This is a genomic window from Pandoraea pneumonica, assembly GCF_049918595.1.
Classification (GTDB): Bacteria; Pseudomonadota; Gammaproteobacteria; order Burkholderiales; family Burkholderiaceae; genus Pandoraea; species Pandoraea pneumonica_A.
Map to the genome: position 1 here is coordinate 754,710 of NZ_JBNCRZ010000004.1, position 20,989 is coordinate 775,698.

Consider the following 20,989-nt stretch of genomic DNA (forward strand, 5'->3'; position numbering starts at 1 on the left):
CCCAAGAGCTGCCGTCGTGTCCGATTCGTCATCGCAAGGCCCGCAATCGTCATCCCTGCCACCGGCGCAGCCCGCCCGGACCGTTTCGCAAACGGCATTGCCGTTGCTCGTCGCGTCGACCTTCTTTATGGAGAACCTCGACGCGACGATCATCACGACGTCGTTGCCCGCGATGGCGCACGACTTCGGCGTCGCACCTTCCGCGCTCTCCATCGGGTTATCCGCGTATCTGGTGGCCCTCGCGGCGTTTATTCCCGCGAGTGGCTGGCTCGCCGACCGGCTCGGGCCGCGCCGCGTGTTTCCGTCGGCCATTGCGTTGTTCACGATCGCGTCGGTGCTTTGCGCGATGAGCACCAGTCTTGGCATGTTCACGATCTGCCGCGTCTTGCAGGGGCTGGCCGGGGCAATGATGGTGCCTGTCGGGCGGCTCGTCGTCTTGCGCAATACCCCCAAACCGGCGCTCGTTCGCGCCATCGCCACCATTACTTGGCCAGGTCTTGCCGCGCCAGTGCTGGGGCCCGCCTTGGGCGGCTTCATCTCGTCGACATGGAGCTGGCATTGGATCTTCCTGATTAACGTGCCGCTGGGCATCGCTGCGTTTGCGGCGGCGCTTTGGTTGGTCAAACCGTCACCGGGGCAACGTAAGCCGTTCGACTTCGCGGGCTTTGTCGCGAGCGGTGTCGGCGCCAGCGCGTTGATGTTCGGCGTGGAGCTAGCCAGCCGCACACCCGCCGATTGGCCGATGGTCATTGCGTGCCTCGTCATCGGGGGCGTCGCGATGGCGTGGTCGGTGCGACACTTTCTGCGCACGCCGCACCCGCTGCTCAATCTGGGCGCGATGCGTGTTCAGACATTCGCGGTGGTGGTGTGGGGCGGCTCGCTGTTCCGGATCGCCATCGGCAGTGCGCCGTTTCTGTTGCCGCTCATGTTCCAGTTGGCGTTCGGCATGAGCGCGGTCACCTCCGGCTTGTTGATGCTGGCGCTGTTCGCGGGCAATCTCGGCATCAAGCCCGCGACCACGCCGATCATGCGACGCTTCGGGTTTCGCGGCGTGCTGCTCGGCAATGGCGTACTCGTGGCGATCGGTTTTGCGATGTGTGCGTTGCTCACCGCGACGACGCCGTTTTGGATCACCTCGCTCGTTTTGCTCTTCGGCGGCATCTGCCGCTCGGTGCAGTTCACCACGCTGGCGACGATGGGCTTTGCCGACGTGCCGCCCGACGACATGAGCGGCGCCTCCACGCTGTTCTCGGCATTGCAACAGATGACCTCCGGTCTTGGCATCGCGCTCGGCGCACTCGTGCTCAAGATGACCGAAGTGGCCGGCGCCAGCCCCTACAGCGCGGCGAGCTTTCGCTGGACCTTCGTCGCGATGGGCGCGCTGGCGTTGCTCGGTCTGATCGACGGTGCGCGCTTGCCTGCGAACGCGGGCGCACAAGTGAGCGGACATTCGCCACGGATGACGCGCTGATCGGCGTATGCCGGATCGTGGGCCAGTCGCGTCATCGTGGTGCGGATGTCGTGCATCATGCACTGCTGCGGTGCAGCACCGAGACCGCGCTGGCGAGCATGTCGTCTGCTCTGTTCTCCCTCCTTCGCCTTATTCGGCAACGCTTTGCCGATAGTTCTGAGCTCGCTGGCATGCTTGTTGCGTAAGCACTAACGCCAGCGGCAAAGGCGTCGCCGGCATCGATACCGGTGCGACGTCAGGGGCAAGCCTGCGTTGTACCCACAGGACAACGGCGTCCCTCCGTGCTGCGGCACGGACGGACGCCGTTTTGTTTTTCGGGCGCTGCCACAGGAGCAATCAACATGCGCAAGCCTCGTCTGGTCGTCATCGGCAACGGCATGGCCGGAATCCGCACGCTCGAGGAGCTGCTGGAAATCGCACCGCATCAATACGACATCACCGTGTTCGGTGCCGAGCCGCATCCGAACTACAACCGCATCCTGCTCTCGCCCGTGCTCGCCGGCGAACAGTCGTTTGCCGACATCGTGCTCAATCCGCTCGATTGGTATGCGGAAAAAGGCATCACGCTGCATCTGGGCAAAGAGGTCACGCAAATCGACCGCCCGCGCCGCGTGGTGCGCTGTGCCGATGGCACCGAAGCGCCTTACGACCGGCTGCTGATCGCGACCGGCTCCAGCCCATTCATCCTGCCCGTGCCGGGTAAGGATCTGGACGGCGTGATCAGCTATCGCGACATCCGCGATACCGAAACGATGATCGAGACGGCGCGGGTCAAGCGCCACGCGGTGGTGATCGGCGGCGGGCTACTCGGGTTGGAAGCCGCCAACGGTTTGAAGCTGCGCGGCATGGACGTCACCGTGGTGCATCTGGCCGAGACGTTGCTGGAGCGACAACTCGATGCCACGGCAGGCAAGCTGTTGCAGCAGTCGTTGGAAGAACGCGGGCTGAGTTTCCGCCTGTCGCATCAGACAGCGGCGATTTTGGGCGATGGTGAAGACGATACGTCCGGCGCAGTGCGTGCGGTCCGCTTCGCGAACGGCGACGAAATCGCTGCGGACCTTGTGGTGATGGCCGCCGGTATCCGTCCCAACACGACGCTCGCCGAGGCGGCGGGCTTGTATTGCTCGCGCGGCATCGTGGTCTCGGACACGCTTCAGACTTACGACCCTCGCATCTATGCCGTCGGTGAATGCGTGAGCCATCGCGGTGTGGCGTATGGCCTTGTCGCGCCATTGTTCGAACAAGCCAAAGTCTGCGCGAATCACCTCGCGCTCATGGGCATCGGCAGCTATCGCGGCTCGGTACTCTCGACCAAACTCAAGGTCACCGGCATCGATCTGTTTTCGGCGGGCGATTTTCTCGGCGGCGAAGGCACCGAAGAAATCGTGTTGTCCGACCCCGCGGGCGGCGTCTACAAGAAACTCGTGATTCGTGACGACAAGCTCGTAGGTGCCTGCCTGTACGGCGACACCGCAGACGGCGCGTGGTACTTCAAGCTGTTGCGCGAAGGGCGTGCGTTGGGTGAGTTGCGCAACAGCATCATGTTCGGCGAATCGAGTGTGGGCGACGTTGGCACGCAAGGGCAAAGCCGCGCGGCCGCCATGGCCGACACCGACGAGGTGTGCGGCTGCAACGGCGTGTGCAAAGGCACCATCGTCAAGGCGATCACCGAGAAAGGGTTGTTCACGCTCGACGAGGTGAAAAAGCACACGAAAGCGGCCAGCTCCTGCGGCTCGTGCGCTGGCCTATGCGAACAGATTCTGATGAGCACGCTGGGCTCGACCTACGACGCCACGCCGAAAGAAAAGGCGATCTGCGGCTGCACCGACTTGTCGCACGCCGACGTGCGCCGTGCCGTGCGCGAGCATCGTCTGACGTCGCATCGCGCCGCGTACGACTTCCTCGAATGGCGCACGCCCAACGGCTGTGCCACCTGCCGCCCGGCGCTGAACTACTACATGCTCAGCACGTGGCCGAAAGAGGCCGTTGACGATCCGCAAAGCCGCTTCGTCAACGAACGTGTGCACGCGAACATCCAGAAGGACAACACGTTCTCGGTCGTGCCGCAGATGAAAGGCGGCGTGACGAACGCGAGCGAACTGCGCCGCATTGCCGACGTCGCCGACAAGTATCAGATTCCGATGGTGAAAGTCACGGGCGGGCAGCGCATCGACTTGCTCGGCGTGAAGAAGGAAGACCTCGTGAGCGTGTGGCGCGATCTTGGCATGCCATCCGGGCACGCCTACGGCAAATCGATTCGCACGGTGAAGACTTGCGTCGGCAGCGAGTTCTGCCGCTTCGGCACGCAAAACAGCACGCAGATGGGGATCGATCTCGAAACGATGCTCGCGAACATGTGGTCGCCGCACAAGGTGAAGCTGGCCGTGTCGGGCTGCCCGCGTAATTGCGCCGAGGCTGGCATCAAAGACGTCGGCGTGATCGCTGTCGATTCCGGTTGGGAACTGTACGTGGGCGGCAACGGCGGCATCAAGACTGAAGTCGCGCAGTTCCTCGTCAAGGTGAAGACCGCCGAAGAGGTCAAGGAATACACCGGCGCGTTCCTTCAGCTTTATCGCGAAGAAGCGTACTACCTCGATCGCACGGTGCATTACCTTGCGCGCGTGGGACTCGACTACGTGAAGCAGCGCGTGGTGCAGGACGCCGCCAATCGTCGCGCGCTTTACGAACGCTTGCTTTACGCACTCGATGGGCTGCCCGACCCGTGGCAAGCCCGTATCGATGGCAAGCAGGCGAGCGAGTATCAGCCGCTTGCACCGATTGCGTCGCTGCCTGCCATCGCCGCTCCTGTCGCGGCCGCCACTCCCGCCACCGTCTGAGGACAACGCCATGGAAATGTCTCAACCGATCTGGCTGCACGTGTGCGACATCGACGCGATTCCGCGTCTGGGCACGCGTGTGTTGCCGCATCCCGACGGCAACATTGCGCTCTTTCGCACTGAGAGCGACAAGGTTTTCGCGCTACGCGATCAATGCCCGCACAAGGGCGGCGCGCTCTCGCAGGGCATCGTGCACGGTGAGCGTGTGACATGTCCGCTGCACGCTTGGAATATCGATCTGGCGACCGGTGAGGCGTGTGCGCCCGATGTGGGCTGCGCGCAGCGATTTGCCGTGCGGCTCGACGGCAACGGCGTGTTGTTGTCGTTCGACGAAGCGGTTTGCGAAACATGAACCGCCTGCCCCCGGCTTCCGCGTCCATCCCGGCACCTGCGACGACGGTGACGAAGACGACCTGCTGCTATTGCGGCGTGGGCTGCGGCATGCTGGTCGAGAGCGACGGCGAGCGCATCGTCGGCGTGCAGGGCGATCCGGAACATCCGGCGAACTATGGGCGCTTGTGCAGCAAAGGCATGACGTTGCCGCTCACTGCCCAGTCGTTGGCCGGACGCGTGCTGATGCCCGAGATGCGCGCGTCGCGCAAGGGCGATCGTCTCCCTGCCACTTGGGATGATGCATTGAGTACCGTCGCCACGCGCTTTGCCGAGATCATCCGGCAGCACGGGCCGGACGCCGTCGCGTTCTACGTGTCGGGTCAACTGCTCACCGAGGACTACTACGTCTTCAACAAGCTCGCGAAAGGGCTGGTGCGCACCAACAACATCGATACGAATTCGCGGCTGTGCATGTCGAGCGCCGTGAGTGCTTACAAGATGGCGCTTGGCGCCGACGGCCCGCCCACCTGCTACGACGATCTCGAAGCGGCAAAGACGGTGATCTTCGCCGGCAGCAACATGGCCTACGCGCATCCGGTGCTGTTCCGCCGGTTGGAAGCGGCCCGCGCCGCCGATCCGTCGATTCGCTGGATTGTCGTCGACCCGCGCCGCACCGATACGGCAGCGATGGCCGACCTGCATCTGCCCATCGTGCCGGGCACCGATGTTGCGCTGTTCCACGGCATGTTGCATCACCTGATTTGGGAAGGCCGCATCGACCGCCGCTACATCGACGCGCACACCGAGGGCTTCGATGCGCTCAAGCAAGTGCTGCGCGCCTATGCGCCGCAACTCGTGGCGGATGTGTGCGGCATCGAGGAGTCGGCGCTGCGTCAGGCCGCCGACTGGTTTGGCGAGAGCCCGGCGGCGCTCACGCTCTATTGCATGGGGCTCAATCAGTCGAGCCACGGCACGGAGAAGAATCTCGCGTTGATTCATCTGCATCTGGCAACCGGGCAAATCGGGCGTGCTGGGGCAGGGCCGTTTTCGCTCACCGGACAGCCCAACGCCATGGGTGGCCGGGAGGTGGGCGGTCTGGCGACGATGCTCGCCGCCCATCGCGAGATTGGCAATGCGGTGCATCGTGCCGAAGTCGAACAATTGTGGGGCGTGCAAGGGCTGTCGGACCGCCCGGGCCTGCCTGCGGTCGAGATGTTCGACGCCGTGCGCGACGGCCGCATCAAAGCGATCTGGATCGCCTGCACGAACCCTGTGCATTCGATGCCCGACAGCGCTCGCGTGCGCGAGGCGCTCGATGCTGCGGAATTCGTCGTCGTGCAAGAAGCGTTTCGTCAGACCGACACCGTGCCTTTTGCCGACGTGCTACTGCCCGCGTCGAGCTGGGGCGAGAAAACCGGTACGGTGACCAACTCGGAGCGACGTATTTCGCGCGTGCGTGCAGCCGTCAATGCGCCCGGTGCCGCACGTGCCGACTGGTGGATTGCGAGCGAAGTGGCGCGGCGTCTCGCACCGAAGCTCGACGCGCCGGTCGAGCCGTTCGTCTTCGATTCGACGGAAGCGATCTTCGATGAGCATCGACAACTCACGCTCGGGCGCGATCTCGATATCGGTGGACTCGACTACGCATTGCTTGAGCAACGTGGCCCGCAGCAGTGGCCGTATCCAGCAGGCGCGTCGCAGGGGCAGGCTCGTCGCTATGAAGACGGCGTGTTTGCCACGGGAGATGGCCGCGCGCGTTTTCACGCATTCGAATATCAACCGGTCGCAGAACCCATCAACGCGCGTCATCCGTTCCGCCTGATTACCGGACGGCTGCGCGATCAGTGGCACGGCATGAGCCGCACGGGGCGCGTGGGGCAGTTGTTCGACCATGCGCCCGAGCCGACGCTGACGATGCATCCGACCGATGCAACGCGGCGGAGTCTGCGTGCTGGGGACTTTGTGCGGCTGTCGAGCCGTCGCGGCGAACGCGTATTGCTGCTCGCGGTGAGCGACGACGTGGCCTCGGGCACGGTCTTCGTGCCGATGCATTGGAGCGGCCAGTTCCTCGGCGGCGGCGGTGTCAACGACACGACGACGGGCGCCGTCGACAAGTATTCGAAACAACCGGAACTGAAGCACGCGGCCGTGCGTGTCGATCCGCTTACGCTGCCGTGGCGGGTGTCGGCGGTATGTCGTGGTGATGCACTGCAATTGCACGCGGCCGTGCAGCCGTTGCTTGCCGAGCGGCGCTTCGCGACGGTGCGTCTTGAGGGCGACGACCGCTTGGTCGTGTCGGCGGCCGACGATCAGGCCGATGCCGACTGGCTCGAACGCTTGCATACGGCGTTGGGATTGCCGCGCGACGACGCGTTGCTCGAATACCGCGATGCGCGCCGCGCGATGACCAAGCGCGTGGCGTGGCAGGGTGCGGTGATCGAGGGCGTGCTCGTGGCGGGCAGCGAAGCGGATATCGCCGGATCGACATCGTTGCTCGCACGGGTGCGCGAGGGCACGCCGTGGACACGCGCACGGCATGCCGTCTTCGTGGCGGACAGTGCCGCAACGCTCAGCGCATCGCGCGACCGCACGGTGTGCCAATGCAAACAAGTTAAGGCATCGAGCATCGCCGCGGCGATTGGGGCCGGTGCCGACGTAACACAACTCAAAACAACCCTCGGCTGCGGCACGGTTTGCGGATCGTGCGTGCCGGAATTGCAGCGCATGTGCGTGAGCGCCAAGGCGTTACCGGTCGTCCCCGAGCATCCGGCGACTGCCGGTGCCGTGTAAGCGACGGCCGTTCATTACCCACAGGACTTAGCAGAATTGACGGAGAACGATCATGAAACTCGGCAAAGTGACCCTGCTCAGTGCGGGCCCCGGCGCGCTCGATCTGCTCACGCTGCGCGCCGCGCGAGTGCTGAGCGAGGCCGACGTGCTGTTGGTCGACGATTTGGCCAACCCGGACATCGCCACGCTCGCCCCGCAGGCGCGCGTGATTGCCGTGGGCAAGCGCGGCGGCTGCCGCTCGACACCGCAAGCGTTCATCGAGCGGTTGATGTGTCGGCTGGCCCGGCGCGGCGCGCATGTGGTGCGGGTCAAAGGCGGCGACGCGCTGATGTTTGGCCGTGCTGGCGAGGAGATGCGCGCGCTGCGGCTCGCTGGGGTGGCGGTGGAGATCGTCAACGGCGTGTCGGCAGCGTTCGCGGCGGCCGCCGGGCTTGGCATGTCGCTCACGCATCGCGATCACTGCGCGGGGGTGACGTTCGTGACTGCGCACCGGCAGGACGGCACGGCGCCCAACTGGGCGGCGCTCGCCGCGACGGGCACGACACTGGCGATCTACATGGGCGTGCACCGCGTGGAAACGCTGAGCGAAACGTTGCTCGCGCATCTCGATGCCGCAACACCGGCCGCCGCCGTACAGTGGGCGGGCACGGCACACGAGCGCCGGTTGGTGACGACGCTCGGGCGGCTGGCACAGGACGTGAGGGCGGGCGATTTCGCCAGTCCGGCTATATTGCTCGTTGGCGGCGCGGTCGGTGAGGCGGTCGCCGTGCCGGAGGCGGGTGCCTGCACCACTTCGTTTATCGCTCAAGCGGCCTAAAGTACTACATCGTGACTGACGCTACGGATATTCCACCGGGTGCGTCGCCCAGCATGCTGCGCGTGCTGTTGGTGACCGATACCGACAAGCCCATTGGCGACTTGCGGGCGGCGCTCGCACGTCTGGGCTGCGAGATGCTCGCCGAGGTGGCCAAGCCGCAGGCGTTGCCGCGTGTGGTCGAGAGCGAACGCCCGGACGTGGTCATCATCGATACCGAATCGCCGTCGCGCGACACGCTCGAACAACTCGCCGTGATGAACGCTGCCGCGCCTCGCACGGTATTGATGTTCTCAGCCGACGGCGATCAGTCGCTCATTCGCGCGGCTGTCGATGCTGGCGTAACGGCATATTCGGTGGAAGGGCTCGCCGCTGACCGGCTGGCACCGATTCTCGAAGTGGCGCTCGCCCGCTTCGCGCACGAAGAGAAGTTGCGTGCGCGGCTGGCCAAGGCCGAGAGCGAACTGGCCGACCGCAAACTCATTGACCGGGCCAAACGTCTGCTGATGGACCGGCGCAGGATTTCCGAGCAGGAGGCGTACGCCCTTCTGCGCAAACGGGCGATGGATCAGGGCGAGAAACTTGTCGAAGTGGCGCGCCAACTCGTCTCGATCGCCGAATTACTGGGATAGACACTGCTCATGTCGACGTCATCATGGATGGATTTCGGCGCAGGGCGCGCCGACACGCTAGGTGCGACATCAGGCACTGCGCCGGAAAAGCGCCACCTGCGCGTGGGCTTCGTGGCGCTCTCGGACGCCGCGCCGCTCGTGGTCGCCAAGCGACTGGAGCTTGGGCACGAGCATGGACTCACGCTGGAGCTAAGCCGCGAATCGTCGTGGGCCGCCGTGCGCGACAAGTTGCTCACGGGCGAGCTCGATGCCGCGCATTCGCTGTACGGCCTTGTGTACGGGGTGCAGTTGGGCATTGGCGGACCGCGTGAGGACATGGCGGTGCTGATGGTGCTCAACCGGAACGGGCAAGCGGTGACGGTGACGCCGTCGCTGGCCGACGCGATGGCGCAGACCGGTAGTTTGCGCGATGCGCTCGCGACGCTAGATCACACGCCTGTATTCGCGCAGACGTTCCCGACGGGCACGCACGCGATGTTCCTCAACTACTGGTTTGCCGCGCAGGGGATCGATCCGCTCTCGGAGATTGCGCGCATCGTCATTCCGCCCGCCCATATGGTGGCGGCGATGGAAGAGGGCGGGCTAGACGGTTTTTGCTGCGGCGAACCGTGGCATGCGGTGGCGCAAGCGCGTGGGCTCGGGCGGACGGTAGCGGTGTCGAGCGACATCTGGCCGAACCACCCCGAGAAGGTACTCGCTTGCCGCAGAGATTTTGTGACCCGGTATCCGAAGACGGCGTTGGCGCTGGTGCGCACGCTACTCAGTGCGTGCCGTTGGCTCGATATGCCGGGGCATCGTGAAGAGGCGGCCGGGTGGCTGGCTGAACCGGCGTGGGTCGGTGCGCCGCGCGACCTGATCGCTGCGCGTCTGCTGGGGGATTTCGGGCGCTTGCAGGGACGCCATGCGCTGTTGCCGGTGAGCTTCTTCGATGACGGCTCGGTCACTTATCCGCGTTTGTCGGATGGCATGTGGTTCATCTCGCAATATCGCCGCTGGGGGATGGCAGGTGACGAGGCGCTCGCGTCGGCGGCCCGCACCGCAGCGCAGGTCAACCAGATTGCGCTTTATGAGGCGGCGGCGCGAGCCGAAGGGGTTCCGGTGGCGTCAGCGCCGATGCAGGAAGTGTTATGCGATGGCCGAGTGTGGGACGAAACCGTCTGGGGGCCGGACGGTGACTTGCGCGGCTACGTTGATGGGTTTCCGATTCGGTCGACCTAATTCGTGCGACGTAATTCAGCGCGCGAAAGCGTCGCAATCGGCACCTTGCGTGCAGAGGGCGCGCATGCCTTGGCGATGATGCAGGTGCAAATGGCAAACCAGTGCGAACAGCACCAATTGACGCGAGAGGTTCGCGAACACCGGCTCGAGGCCAGCCGCGCGGGCAAGTTCGCGCCGGAGCGTGGGATGCAGCAAGGCAATCGCGAGGATGGCGAAGGACCCCGGGATTGCAAGGAAGGCCGCTAATGCAATTTTTCTTGTCATGACCGTCGTGTGTGGTGCGGGCGCACCGCACTCGCGGCACGCGCCATGGAGACGGCAGGGGGTTCAACTAAAACCGGCGCACTAGCTGCTAGTTAGTACGCCGGAAGTCATGCAAGCCCGGGCGCCTCCTCCCGTCTCGCAACATGACTGCAAGTTTAAGAGACCACGCGCGACGGATAAATACGCAGATTGGAAAACATCTGTTGTGAAATCTGAACAAAATGCGATGGCGTCAAATCCACTGGTCGTTCGCCACCGTCCGTTCACCGGCATCGCCATCGCCCGTATTCACGACGCCACGCGGCTCGATCAGCATTAGCTTTGCCTCGCTGGGCGCGAAAGGCTTGTGCTCCATCCCCTTCGGCACCACCACCATCTGGCCGGCGGGCACGACAATCGTGCGTTCGCCGTCGGCGTCACGCACGTCGATGTGGAGTTCGCCGTCCAGCACGATGAAGGTTTCGTCGGTATCGGCATGGGCGTGCCAAACAAAGTCGCCAATCACCTTCACGACCTTGAACTGGTAGTCGTTCATCTCGGCGACGACGCGGGGCTGCCAGTGGCCGTCGATACGCGAGATTTTGGCTATCGGGTCGATAGCCTGCGACTGCCCGCGCTGCGTCGGGGCGGCCGAGAGGTTGTCTTGTGGGGCGGACATCGTTGTCTCCGGTCGTGAGGGGGAAATGCCGAGCGTACGCGCCCGGGCAGCGACCGTATTGAACGTTTGTGCGGGGTGGGGATGTTTTGGCGGGTGCGGCGGGCGGCGCGGCGGCGTTGGCTTTAGCTGCCCGCTTTGCGGTGGGCGGCCTGAAGCCAGCGGCCCGGTGTCAGGCCGAACGTCTTGAGAAAGTGCCGCGACATGTGGCTTTGATCGGCGAAACCCGCGTCGGCGGCGGCATTCGCCAGCGGTTGCCCAGCCATCAGCAGCCGCCGCACCACGTCGAGTCGGCGCATCGTCAGATAGCGATACGGGCTGGTGCCGTAAAACTGGCGGAAATCGCGCGACAAGCTCCAGCGGTCCCGACCGGTCGCCGTTTCCAGCGCGTCGAGTGTGACGGCCTGCGTGCAGTTTTCGTGCAGATAGTCGAGCGCGCGACGGGCGGCGAAATAATCGCCCTTGCCCCCGGTGTGGGGCGTGCCTGCTGCGATGGCGAGTGCATGGGCGAGTTCCGCGAGCGCGTCGCTTTGTTCCAACGGCTCGAGCGTGTCGCCGACTTGCAAGAGTAATGTTTCGGTCGCTGCTGCCAGACGCGGGTCGGTCGACAATCCGCCTTCGACGAAAGGTAGCGCCTGTCCGCCGAGCACCTCTTGGAAGACCGACGGCTGCACGTAGAGCATGCGATACCGGAAACCCTCGTCCGTGCCCGCCTGTCCATCGTGGGCTTCGTCAGGGTGCAACACCATCGTGTGTCCCGGCAGACTGTCGCGCCGGTCGCGCCGGTAATTGAAGCTTTGTACACCCGCTAGCGTGCGGCCGATGGCGTAGGTGTCGTGGCGATGCATCGCGTAGGCATTGCCTTGGAACCACGCTTCGATGCGCTCGACGCCGTCGATCGGCGTGGCGCGCTTGACCCAGTCGGCGGGTTTGGACGGTTTTTGCATGAGGAGCGTGCCTATCTGCCGAATAGCCAATTAGCCGATCTTCGCGGCTTGCCCAGCCACCACCCGCCACGTCGACCCATGTGGGCGCCACAAGCGTGTGTAGGCGTAGGTGCCGTCGAATGCCATCGTGCCGTACTGGCCTGCCAGCGTCGCTTTGGTTGTGGTCAGAAACAGGGCGTCGATTCGGCGGATCTGCGTGTCGAAGACGTCCAGTTGCTTCAGACGTAGCTGCCCGTCGCGATGCGCAGACAAATCCTCCGCCTTGGAGAGCACGTACCCGTCCGGGGTGGTGAAGACCAGATCGTCGTCGAGCAATTCGTTCAACGCGTCGACATCGCTTGTGAGCATGGCCGCCCGCAGCTTGGCTTCCAGCGCGGTGATGGCGGCAATGGTCTGGTCGTCGTCCATGGTCGGGTGTCCTTTAGTCGTTTCGCTGATAACGATTCCCGCGGCGGGAAGAACGCGTTTGGCATCGGCCTGCATAATCCCAGGGACTACCTCGGATGAATTGCATCATGCAGACATTGTCGTTAGCGCCGCGCCATCAGTTTTCCACTGTCCAATTCGTGCTGACCGATATGGACGAGACCCTGACTTACCAAGGGCGGCTGGCGGCCGCCACCTATTCGGCGCTCGAGCGCTTGCAGGATAGCGGAATCCGCGTGATTCCGGTGACCGCCGCGCCTGCCGGGTGGTGCGATCAGATGGCGCGCATGTGGCCCGTTGACGGCGTGATTGCCGAGAATGGCGGTCTGTTTCTTACGCGAGGGCCGGATGGGCATAGTGTGACGCGGACGTATTGGCATGCCGATGAGCGGGTGGTCGATGTTCAGCGTCGACTTCAGGCCATCGCCGCGACGATTGAGGCGGCGATTCCCGAGGCACGACGGGCCGACGATCAGGCGTTCCGGCTGACCAGTCTGGCGTATCGGCGCTCGGGGACGGAACAAGATCAGCAGATTGTCAGCGCGTTGTTAAATGCCGGGGCCGATGCCACGATCAACAACCTGTGGGTCTTGGGCTGGCTGGGCGGCTACGACAAGCTATCGATGTCGAAGCGGGTGCTGGTCGAGGTGTTCGGCGTCGATGCCGAAGCGGCCAGCGACGTCGTCGCTTATTCCGGCGACTCCACCAACGACGCGCCAATGTTCGCGTATTTCAAACACACGGCCGGGGTGAGCACCGTCGTCGACTATCTGCCGCAACTGCCCGTGCCGCCCGCGTGGGTGACGCAGGGGCCGGGCGGGGCGGGGTTCGTGGAGTTTGCCGACGCGATTTTGCGAGCGCGAGAGTCAGCGGCGGACTGACGCGGGCTCGATGCGTCGATGACAGACCGACGTCGCGCTCCGCTTCGGCCCGCGGCGTGTTTAGTGGCCGCGCCGAGCCAGCACTTCATCGCGTGGACCTACATCAACCACGCGGCCAGCTTCCATCACGACAATCGTGTCGAAGCGGCTGAGCAGACTCGGCCGGTGCACCGAGGCCACGATGCAGGCCGACGGGAAAGCCGCGTCCATGCGGTCGAAGACGCGGGCTTCGGCCTGCGGGTCGAGCGCACTGGTCGGCTCGTCGAGCAGCAGCAACGAACTTCCCTGCGCCGCCAACGCGCCGCGCGCCAAGGCCAGTCGTTGACGCTGTCCGCCGGAGAGGTTGCCACCGCGCTCGCTTAGCGCGCTATTGAGCCCGTCGGGCAAGCGTTGCAAGACGTCGTCGAAAGCACCGGTATGGACGGCCGACTGCACGGCGGTCTCGTCGGCAGGCTCGCCGAAGGTCAGGTTCTCGTTCACGCTGGCTTCGAAGACATCGGCCTCTTGCGGGATCAGCGTGGCCAGCGTGCGCAGTTCCGGCCATTCGATGAGCGTGCCATCGCTGCGCAATTCGCCTTGCTGCGGTGGATAGAGGCCTGCAAGCATGCGCAGCAGCGTGCTCTTGCCACCGCCGCTCGGGCCGATCAGGGCCACACGTGAGCCACGTTGCAGTACGAGATCGATGTCATGCAGCCCGCCGCGCGCATTGTTGGCGTAGTGCCATGTGGCACCGTGCAACGAGAGCGTCTGCCATGTCGCGCCGGGGTCGACGGCGGGCACGGCGGCATCGGGGTCGCTAGGCGCCTGCCAGATCGGCTCGGCGCTGCCGTAGTCGGTATGCATGCGCGCAAAGCTCTGGAAGTTCGACGCCATCGCACCGACCACCGTCGCCGCCTGCTGCGCGTACTGGTAAATCATGAACACGGTACCGAGCAGAATCGCCTGGCCCGGCTGGCGCGATTGCAGCACGTACACGACGACCAGAATCCACGTAAGCCCCATGCCGAGCAGGTCGACGGCGAACCATTTGCCCTCGTTGACGAGCACCGTGCGACGTAGCGGCACCATCACGGCGTCCATGCGGCGGCCGAGCACTTTGCGTGAGGCGGCCTGCAAGCGTAAGCCGATGACGGTGCCGGCATTGCCGACGAAATCGAGCAACGCGGCGGCGTAGCGACGCTCGGCATCGTTCTCGGCGCGGGCAAGCTGCATCAACACGCGGTCGAATCGAAGGATGATGATCGCGATGATGACGTAGCCGGTGATCGCAATGACGCCGCTGGTGTTAGAGAGCAGGGCGAGTGCGACCAGCGGTCCGACGAAGTTGAACGCGCTTTGCAGGTAACCAAACTGGTTCTGGGCAAAGTCGGACAGCGCGCGGCTCGATTGCACCACGCGGTGTTGTAGTTCGCCCGAATGTCTGCCGTCACGCCAGACCAGAGGGGCGGCGGCGATGCGCGCGTAGAGCTGATCGGCCAGCCGCAAGCGCACGCGTACGCCGACGTTGCGCTCCAGCACGCGGCCCGGGCCGTGCAGCAGCCAAGAGAGCAGATAGATCCCGACGAGATAGAGAATCCAGCGGCCCGCCAGCGACATGTTGTCCTGCTGGAGCGCGTTGATGGCCTGTGCAGCTAGCCAGGGCATGGTCAGTCGCAAGAGCTGGGCCGCCGACAGCAGGGCGGCGGCACCGAGCATTTGCGGGCGCACGCCCGCGGCGTGATGCCACAGCGCGCGATAGAGATCGCGGGCGGCGCTGCCCAGGCCGATGGCCGGGGCGGTGGTTTGGGGGGGCGGGGTGTCCGGGGTGTCTTTTGCGTCGGGGGCTGTCATGCGTCGTCCGGGGTGCCGAACCATCGCGTAGCCGCTTGGGCGATGGCGTCGTGGTCGAGGGCGTGATCGTACGCGGGAGATGTGTCACCGGCCCAAGCGACGAAGCCGTCGGGCCGTATCAGTAGTGCGCGCAATCCCATGCGGTCCTGCGCGTCGATGCCGACGTAGTGGATTCGGTCCCGCCAGCGGCTTATCAGGGCTTGTGTCGAAGCGTGCGCGTCGAAGTCCAGCAGCAAGCCTTTGCCTGTTGCGAGCCGTGCGCCAAGTTTCGTTCCGTCGACGAGGGCAAAGTCCGGGGCGCTGCGGCCCACTAGCGGATGGTCGCTGTCGAGGTCGTAGCGCAGCAACGCGCCCCACACCCGCTCGGCGAAGTAGGTCGCGCCGTCGCGTGTGTCGATGAGATCGCGCAGGATCGCTTCGAGCGCGCGCGAACTCCGGCTTGGCCGCATGATGCCGACTTGCGCGCGCGACCAGTCGAGCACCTGCGCGCCGACCGGGTGACGTTCGTTCGTATAGGTGTCGAGCAGATCGGCAGGTGCGTGGCCGCGCAGGGTTGCGGCCAGTTTCCATGCGAGGTTCATGGCGTCGCCCAGTCCCAGATTGAGACCTTGGCCACCGAGCGGAGAGTGGATGTGTGCCGCGTCGCCTGCGAGCAGCACGCGGGCGCTGCGGTAGGTCGCGGCTTGATGCGCGCGATCGGTCCACGTGGTTGCGAGCCGCAGCTTGCTTACGGTGACGTCGGTGCCGGATACGCGCCGCAGCACCGTTTGCACATGCTCGAGGGTGATCGGCTGCGTGCGATGGAAGGCGCCACCGTCGAAGTCGGCGATCGCGACGGTGCCCGGCGCTTGGTAGGTGTACATGCCCGCGGGCGTGTAGTGACGGCCCGGCGTGAGTTTGTCGGGATCGACCATCTCGACCTGCACCGAATAGCCGGTGAACTCGGGATCGGTGCCGACGAATTCGATACCGGCCGCTTTGCGCACCGCGCTGCGTGCGCCGTCGCAACCGACGAGCCATCTTGCTTCGAATGCCTTGCCGCCCGCGTGCACGGTGACGCCATTGGTGGTCTGAGTGAAGCCATCGACGCCGTTGCCGCGTTGGATGTCGGCACCTGCTGCGATGGCGTGTGCTGCCAATACAGATTCGATGTGTTCCATCTCGACGGCCACGCTGGTGCCCGCCGGGTTGGGCAGAAAGTACTGCCACTTCGACGTGTCGATGTTGTCTTGGAAGAATTGGATGCCAGCGAAATGACCACCCGGGCGACGCGCTTGCTGCATCCAATGCGGCGCGCTCGGCGCATCTTTGGCGCCGTCTTTCGTGCGCTGCGGGGTGGTGATCTCGTCGAGCAGGCCGCGACGGTAGAAGGCATCGAGCGTCGGCATCGACAGGCCGCGCAATCCGAACGGCAGCCGCTTCAATGGCGAGTCCGGCGTGGCGGCTTGTTCCAGCACGAGCACCGAAACCCCCGCCAGGCGCAACTCGCAGGCGAGAAATAAGCCGACGGGGCCAGCGCCAGCGATGATGACGTCGTAGATCAAGAGGAGTCCTTCGTTGCGTTATCTTGTGACGCTGTGATCGATCGTTTCGGCGATTATAGGCATCCCGTGTTGCGTGAAGTCCACCTGGTCAGCGTTACGCTATGCGCTTGAGGCCGCCGCGGGTGTTTATGTCTGGCTGGGGTTTGATGCGGTGGCAGACACGATGGCCACGCACGTGAATTGGTTGGTTAAACCTTTTTGACGAACTCTGTTTTCAGGCTCATGGCACCGAAGCCGTCGATCTTGCAATCGATGTCGTGGTCGCTGTCGACCAGGCGGATATTTTTCACTTTGGTGCCCATCTTGATGACACCGCCCGAGCCTTTCAATTTCAGATCTTTAATGACGGTCACGGTGTCGCCGTTTTGCAAGACGGTGCCGGTCGAATCGCGGTAGACCTTCTCAGTGGGTTCGCTCGTTGCGACAGCCTGTGCCGACCATTCGTGCGCACACTCCGGGCAGATGTACTGGCCGCCGTCTTCATACGTGAATTCGGAATTGCATTTCGGACAGGGAGGCAATGTGCTCATGGGAGGTAATCCTTTTGGCCGCTGGGATGAACCAGCGCGTGAACAGAAGCGCGAGAGTATAACGCTGTGTATGGCTGCCGATTCTCGCAGCGCCGTTTGACGAGGCGGTTCGATTGCCCGCCGCCAGTGATGTGATTCGACTCAAGGAAGGAGAGTGAACATGCCCGACATCGATACCCTGCGCCCGTTTGCGTCTGTCCTTGCGGTTCAGGACATTGACCGCAGCGCGGCGTACTTTCGCGACGTGCTTGGTTTTCAGGTGACGTGGACGGAGGCGTCGGACTGGCGTCTCGTCTCGCGAGGCAGCGTTCGCATCATGCTGGGCGCTTGCCCCGACACGCCACCGGCATCGCAGATCGGCGATCACAGCTATTTCGCCTATCTGGAAGTGGACGACGTCGACGCGTTGTACAAGGCGTTTGCGCTCAAGGACGCGATCTTGCTCTCGCCGCCAACGGACCGGCCCTACCGCATGCGGGAATTCGTCGTAGCGACCCCCGACGGGCATCGATTTGTCGTGGCGCAGGAGATTGGGGCGGACGATACCGGTGAATGATGGCCGTTGTCCCGTCCGGCGGGGCAATACGTTCGCGAGTGAAGGCTAGCGAGCGCAATGTCGTCCGCGGAATAACAAAAGCCCGTTGATCTTGCGATCAACGGGCTTTTCGTATTTGGTTGCGGGGACAGGATTTGAACCTGTGACCTTCGGGTTATGAGCCCGACGAGCTGCCAGACTGCTCCACCCCGCGTCTGAGAAGAAGAATAATACGGGAATAACGCGCATCCTGTCAAACGTTTATGAAATTTATTTTAAGGACACCCGTAAATTCGTGCGCGACGTTCGCATTTCTCGCGCATTTCGCGCATGTCGCGCTGCGGTAAAAATGAGCCGCCGATCGCGCCTAGGCGTTACCAGCGAATCGTCACCCCAGCCTGCACCGAGTGCCCGATCGATACCGGATTCAGGCCGCGTTTGTAACCGGCGTCGATATCGAGATCCTTGGTCGGGCTGTAGATCGCACCGACCAGCGCGTACGCCGGCCTCGTCGTCGATGAGGTATCGGCATTCGTTTGGTTGCCGATATCCAGCGCCAGGCGAAGTTTGTCCGTCACGTTGAACAACACGGCAGCGGACGCGTTCCACAAGCTCTTTCGATTCCCGTCCCGATTGTCGTTCCAGGTGTAGCCCAAGTTGCCAAGAAACGTCCAACGATCGAGGTCGTACTGCATCAGGAGGTTCGCGCCGCTTGTTACGCGACCATTGCCAAGGCCGCGATCGTGGCTTGCCGTCGGCAGCGTCACGAACGGCTTCAGGCCGAGACTCCAGTTCTCGCCCTCCAGAAAACGCCACTTGGCTTGCAGTTGCGGGTCGCCGAATCCGTTCGTCCAACTGGCACCGTCAGGACGATTGCGTTGATACGGCGCCTGCACGGCAATGTCGAGATTCGGCAGCACGCCATAGGTCAGCGTGGAATTCCATTGCTGTTGGCGCGCGTTGACGAGCGACGTCCACTCGCTGCTGAGCTCCAACTGCCAGTTACCGGTGTCCTGCGTGCCCGTGTCGTCCGTCACGAGCGGATTCATCGCGTTCGCAGCAAGCGGAGTGAGGGCAGCGGCAAGGATCAGAAGCTTCTTCATCGAAAACTCCGGCTGGTCGTCGGGCGGCCAGACGTTGGATTTTTGGCGTCGACACGACCGGGGCTGGCTCGGCGTGGCGCTGGGGATCAGATATTGGAAAACAAAATGATCGGGCGGATCGTACGTGGCGGCGCTGGGCAGCGTCAACCGCGTTTAAATGACATGAGCGATTCCTTGCATGCCGCTGTTGCGCGAGTCACGAAGATGTCATCCCAATGTGTCTTCGGAACTTGCGTCACGGTGAAAACGTCGTAGGAAGCCGCTCGGGGCGGTGGTAGACTCCGCGGCCCTTCGCGCGAGGCAATCGCTCGTGCGCGTTGGCGCTGTCATCGCAATCCATTTCCAAAATGGGGCGCATTGACGATGGGCGTCGCGTCTTCCCCCTCTTTCTTTCCTCATGCAAGCCAGAAGTCATCTTATTTTCGGTATCGGCGCGACGTGGCTGATGCACCGCACCGGTTGGGCCGCCAGTGTTCACGCGTGGCCTTTGACGCTTGTCGGTGCGCTGTTGCCCGATATCGATCATCCCAAGAGTATGTTGGGAAAGCGGCTGGCTCCCGTGTCGTTGGCGATTTCCAGCGTGTTCGGCCATCGCGGCATGACGCATTCGCTGTTGCCGTTGATGCTGTTCGTCGCTGCGTGCGTTTACGGATGGGGGCACGTGCCGCCGTGGGCGTTGGCGCTTTGCGCGGGATATCTGTCCCACTTGCTTGCCGACTGGCTGACGCCCTCGGGCGTGCCGCTTTGCTGGCCGCTGCGAACGCGGTTTCGTTCGCCGCTCTATGTCACGACGGGATCGTCTGCCGAGTGGTGCGTCGCCGCCGCGCTCGCCGTCGCCATGTGGCGGTGGTGGTGAGCGCGACGATGTAAGTCATGGACGTCGGGTGCGTCTTGGGTGGCGGCTTGGGGCTCGCCGCATTGCGCCTAGCGCCAGACGAGTGGTGGCTCATCCATTAAGGCGACTTGTTCGCGTAACTCCAAAATGCGGTCTTGCCAGTAGCGCTGCGTGTTGAACCACGGAAATGCCGCGGGGAACGCGGGGTCATCCCAGCGACGTGCCAGCCAGGCGCTGTAGTGGAGCAGGCGCAGGGTTCGCAGGGCTTCGGTCAGGTGGAGTTCGCGCGGGTTGAACTCGGCGAAGTCTTCGTAGCCGCTCAGCACCTCGTCGAGCTGCATCGTCATCTCGCTGCGCGTGCCAGAGAGCAGCATCCACAGATCCTGCATCGCGGGCGCCATGCAGGTGTCGTCGAAGTCGACGAAGTGCGGGCCGGCATCGGTCCACAACACGTTGCCACCGTGACAGTCGCCGTGAACGCGCAGCAGTTTGATGTCTCCCGCCCGGTCGTAGGCACGCGCGATGCCTGCCAGCGCCAGATCAACGATGCTGCGCCAAGCGTCGCGCAGGTCGGTTGGGATGAAGTTGCTTGTCCAGAGATAGTCGACGGGCGCGCGGCCGTACGTGTCGATATCGAGTGTCAGGCGATGCGCGAACGGCTGCGTCGCACCGACCGCGTGGATGCGGCCTAGAAAGCGGCCGAGCCAATTGAGCGTATCCGGATCTTGAAGCTCCGGCGCACGACCGCCGCGCCGGGGGAAGACGGCAAAACGAAAACCATCGAAGTGATGCAGTGTTTTGCCGTCGATAGCGAGCGGCGCCACGACCGGAATTTCACGCTGTTCGAGTTCTTGCGTAAAAGCGTGTTCTTCCAGAATGGCGGCGTCGGTCCAGCGGGCGGGGCGGTAGAACTTCGCGATGAGTGGCGGGCCGTCTTCCATGCCGACTTGGTAGACGCGGTTCTCATAACTATTGAGTGCGAGCAGTCGCCCATCACTATAGCTGCCGAGATGTTCCACGGCGGTAATCACCGTATCGGGGAGAAGTGCCGAGAACGGATGGGTGTACCCAGGGGCTTGCTGCGAGAGGTCGGAGTTCATGCCCGCTATTGTGCCAAAGGCATCGATGCCGGGGCGTGTTGGCTCTTCTATATAGAGAGAGTGGGCGAGTGACCCAGCGATGGGGATGGGAAATGCACTCGAATTCCGGCATTTTCAAAATAATTTCACAAACCCCTTGCGCGCATCGAAGAAGGTGACTAATATCTCGTCTCTCGCAACGACAGCGACGCAGCGAAAGCGGCGAAGCAGGAAGATGCGACGGGCTGGAAAGCCCGGTGGTTAG

19 protein-coding genes and 1 tRNA gene are annotated in these 20,989 nt (G+C 63.8%); 10 read left to right on the top strand and 10 right to left on the bottom strand.

The window, feature by feature from the left end:
* The first annotated feature begins 16 nt into the window (after nucleotides 1–16).
* The 7 genes from ACPWR9_RS20000 to ACPWR9_RS20030 all read left to right on the top strand — a co-directional run bounded on the left by ACPWR9_RS20000 (nucleotide 17) and on the right by ACPWR9_RS20030 (nucleotide 10,095).
* Nucleotides 17–1,471, top strand: coding sequence for an MFS transporter (locus ACPWR9_RS20000; protein WP_426330761.1), 1,455 nt, complete (start codon nucleotides 17–19; stop codon nucleotides 1,469–1,471).
* Between the two features lie 341 nt (nucleotides 1,472–1,812).
* Nucleotides 1,813–4,308, top strand: a complete 2,496-nt coding sequence (nirB, locus tag ACPWR9_RS20005) for a nitrite reductase large subunit NirB (protein WP_426330760.1) — start codon at nucleotides 1,813–1,815, stop codon at nucleotides 4,306–4,308.
* A 10-nt stretch (nucleotides 4,309–4,318) separates the two neighbouring features.
* Nucleotides 4,319–4,660 (top strand): nitrite reductase small subunit NirD, encoded by a 342-nt coding sequence (gene nirD / locus ACPWR9_RS20010; protein WP_426330759.1) that lies wholly within the window; start codon nucleotides 4,319–4,321, stop codon nucleotides 4,658–4,660.
* Nucleotides 4,657–7,431 (top strand): molybdopterin-dependent oxidoreductase, encoded by a 2,775-nt coding sequence (locus tag ACPWR9_RS20015; RefSeq protein ID WP_426330757.1) that lies wholly within the window; start codon nucleotides 4,657–4,659, stop codon nucleotides 7,429–7,431. The genes nirD and ACPWR9_RS20015 overlap by 4 nt, the downstream gene beginning before the upstream one ends.
* Nucleotides 7,432–7,483: 52 nt before the next feature.
* On the top strand, nucleotides 7,484–8,248 hold the full coding sequence (gene cobA / locus ACPWR9_RS20020) for a uroporphyrinogen-III C-methyltransferase (protein WP_426330755.1): 765 nt from the start codon (nucleotides 7,484–7,486) through the stop codon (nucleotides 8,246–8,248).
* Nucleotides 8,249–8,301: 53 nt separating this feature from the next.
* Complete coding sequence (locus tag ACPWR9_RS20025) at nucleotides 8,302–8,877, top strand: ANTAR domain-containing response regulator (RefSeq protein ID WP_150681075.1); 576 nt, start codon at nucleotides 8,302–8,304, stop codon at nucleotides 8,875–8,877.
* Between the two features lie 9 nt (nucleotides 8,878–8,886).
* Complete coding sequence (locus ACPWR9_RS20030) at nucleotides 8,887–10,095, top strand: CmpA/NrtA family ABC transporter substrate-binding protein (RefSeq protein ID WP_426330754.1); 1,209 nt, start codon at nucleotides 8,887–8,889, stop codon at nucleotides 10,093–10,095.
* Between the two features lie 15 nt (nucleotides 10,096–10,110).
* On the opposite strand, the gene ACPWR9_RS20035 is transcribed toward ACPWR9_RS20030, so the two are convergent.
* From ACPWR9_RS20035 to ACPWR9_RS20050, 4 genes are all read right to left on the bottom strand, one after another.
* Nucleotides 10,111–10,359 carry a hypothetical protein gene (locus ACPWR9_RS20035; protein ID WP_426330752.1) on the bottom strand — a complete coding sequence of 83 codons (249 nt, stop codon included), beginning with the start codon at nucleotides 10,357–10,359 and terminating at the stop codon, nucleotides 10,111–10,113.
* 232 nt (nucleotides 10,360–10,591) lie between these two features.
* Nucleotides 10,592–11,017, bottom strand: coding sequence for a cupin domain-containing protein (locus ACPWR9_RS20040; RefSeq protein WP_426330750.1), 426 nt, complete (start codon nucleotides 11,015–11,017; stop codon nucleotides 10,592–10,594).
* Nucleotides 11,018–11,139: 122 nt separating this feature from the next.
* Complete coding sequence (locus ACPWR9_RS20045; protein WP_426330749.1) at nucleotides 11,140–11,961, bottom strand: AraC family transcriptional regulator; 822 nt, start codon at nucleotides 11,959–11,961, stop codon at nucleotides 11,140–11,142.
* A 30-nt stretch (nucleotides 11,962–11,991) separates the two neighbouring features.
* Complete coding sequence (locus ACPWR9_RS20050; RefSeq protein ID WP_426330748.1) at nucleotides 11,992–12,369, bottom strand: nuclear transport factor 2 family protein; 378 nt, start codon at nucleotides 12,367–12,369, stop codon at nucleotides 11,992–11,994.
* Between the two features lie 107 nt (nucleotides 12,370–12,476).
* Between ACPWR9_RS20050 and ACPWR9_RS20055 the strand changes: the two genes are divergently transcribed.
* Nucleotides 12,477–13,268: an HAD-IIB family hydrolase gene (locus tag ACPWR9_RS20055; protein WP_426330747.1), complete on the top strand. Its 792-nt coding sequence runs from the start codon at nucleotides 12,477–12,479 to the stop codon at nucleotides 13,266–13,268.
* A 60-nt stretch (nucleotides 13,269–13,328) separates the two neighbouring features.
* Here ACPWR9_RS20055 and ACPWR9_RS20060 read toward each other — a convergent pair whose 3' ends face one another.
* The 3 genes from ACPWR9_RS20060 to ACPWR9_RS20070 form a co-directional block, all read right to left on the bottom strand.
* Nucleotides 13,329–15,098, bottom strand: coding sequence for an ATP-binding cassette domain-containing protein (locus ACPWR9_RS20060; protein ID WP_426330746.1), 1,770 nt, complete (start codon nucleotides 15,096–15,098; stop codon nucleotides 13,329–13,331).
* Nucleotides 15,095–16,642 (bottom strand): FAD-dependent monooxygenase, encoded by a 1,548-nt coding sequence (locus tag ACPWR9_RS20065; protein WP_426330745.1) that lies wholly within the window; start codon nucleotides 16,640–16,642, stop codon nucleotides 15,095–15,097. Before ACPWR9_RS20065 ends, ACPWR9_RS20060 begins: the two co-directional genes overlap by 4 nt.
* Before the next feature lie 188 nt (nucleotides 16,643–16,830).
* Nucleotides 16,831–17,172 carry a zinc ribbon domain-containing protein YjdM gene (locus ACPWR9_RS20070; RefSeq protein WP_426330744.1) on the bottom strand — a complete coding sequence of 114 codons (342 nt, stop codon included), beginning with the start codon at nucleotides 17,170–17,172 and terminating at the stop codon, nucleotides 16,831–16,833.
* Between the two features lie 160 nt (nucleotides 17,173–17,332).
* Here ACPWR9_RS20070 and ACPWR9_RS20075 point away from each other — a divergent pair, with 160 nt between their 5' ends.
* Nucleotides 17,333–17,728 carry a VOC family protein gene (locus ACPWR9_RS20075; protein ID WP_426330743.1) on the top strand — a complete coding sequence of 132 codons (396 nt, stop codon included), beginning with the start codon at nucleotides 17,333–17,335 and terminating at the stop codon, nucleotides 17,726–17,728.
* Nucleotides 17,729–17,844: 116 nt separating this feature from the next.
* Here ACPWR9_RS20075 and ACPWR9_RS20080 read toward each other — a convergent pair.
* A tRNA-Met gene (locus tag ACPWR9_RS20080) sits at nucleotides 17,845–17,921 on the bottom strand.
* A gap of 160 nt (nucleotides 17,922–18,081) precedes the next feature.
* Nucleotides 18,082–18,810: a transporter gene (locus ACPWR9_RS20085; RefSeq protein ID WP_426330742.1), complete on the bottom strand. Its 729-nt coding sequence runs from the start codon at nucleotides 18,808–18,810 to the stop codon at nucleotides 18,082–18,084.
* 397 nt (nucleotides 18,811–19,207) lie between these two features.
* Here ACPWR9_RS20085 and ACPWR9_RS20090 point away from each other — a divergent pair, with 397 nt between their 5' ends.
* Nucleotides 19,208–19,666, top strand: coding sequence for a metal-dependent hydrolase (locus ACPWR9_RS20090; RefSeq protein ID WP_426330741.1), 459 nt, complete (start codon nucleotides 19,208–19,210; stop codon nucleotides 19,664–19,666).
* 68 nt (nucleotides 19,667–19,734) lie between these two features.
* On the opposite strand, the gene ACPWR9_RS20095 is transcribed toward ACPWR9_RS20090, so the two are convergent.
* Nucleotides 19,735–20,745, bottom strand: a complete 1,011-nt coding sequence (locus ACPWR9_RS20095) for a serine/threonine protein kinase (RefSeq protein ID WP_426330740.1) — start codon at nucleotides 20,743–20,745, stop codon at nucleotides 19,735–19,737.
* Between the last annotated feature and the right edge of the window lie 244 nt (nucleotides 20,746–20,989).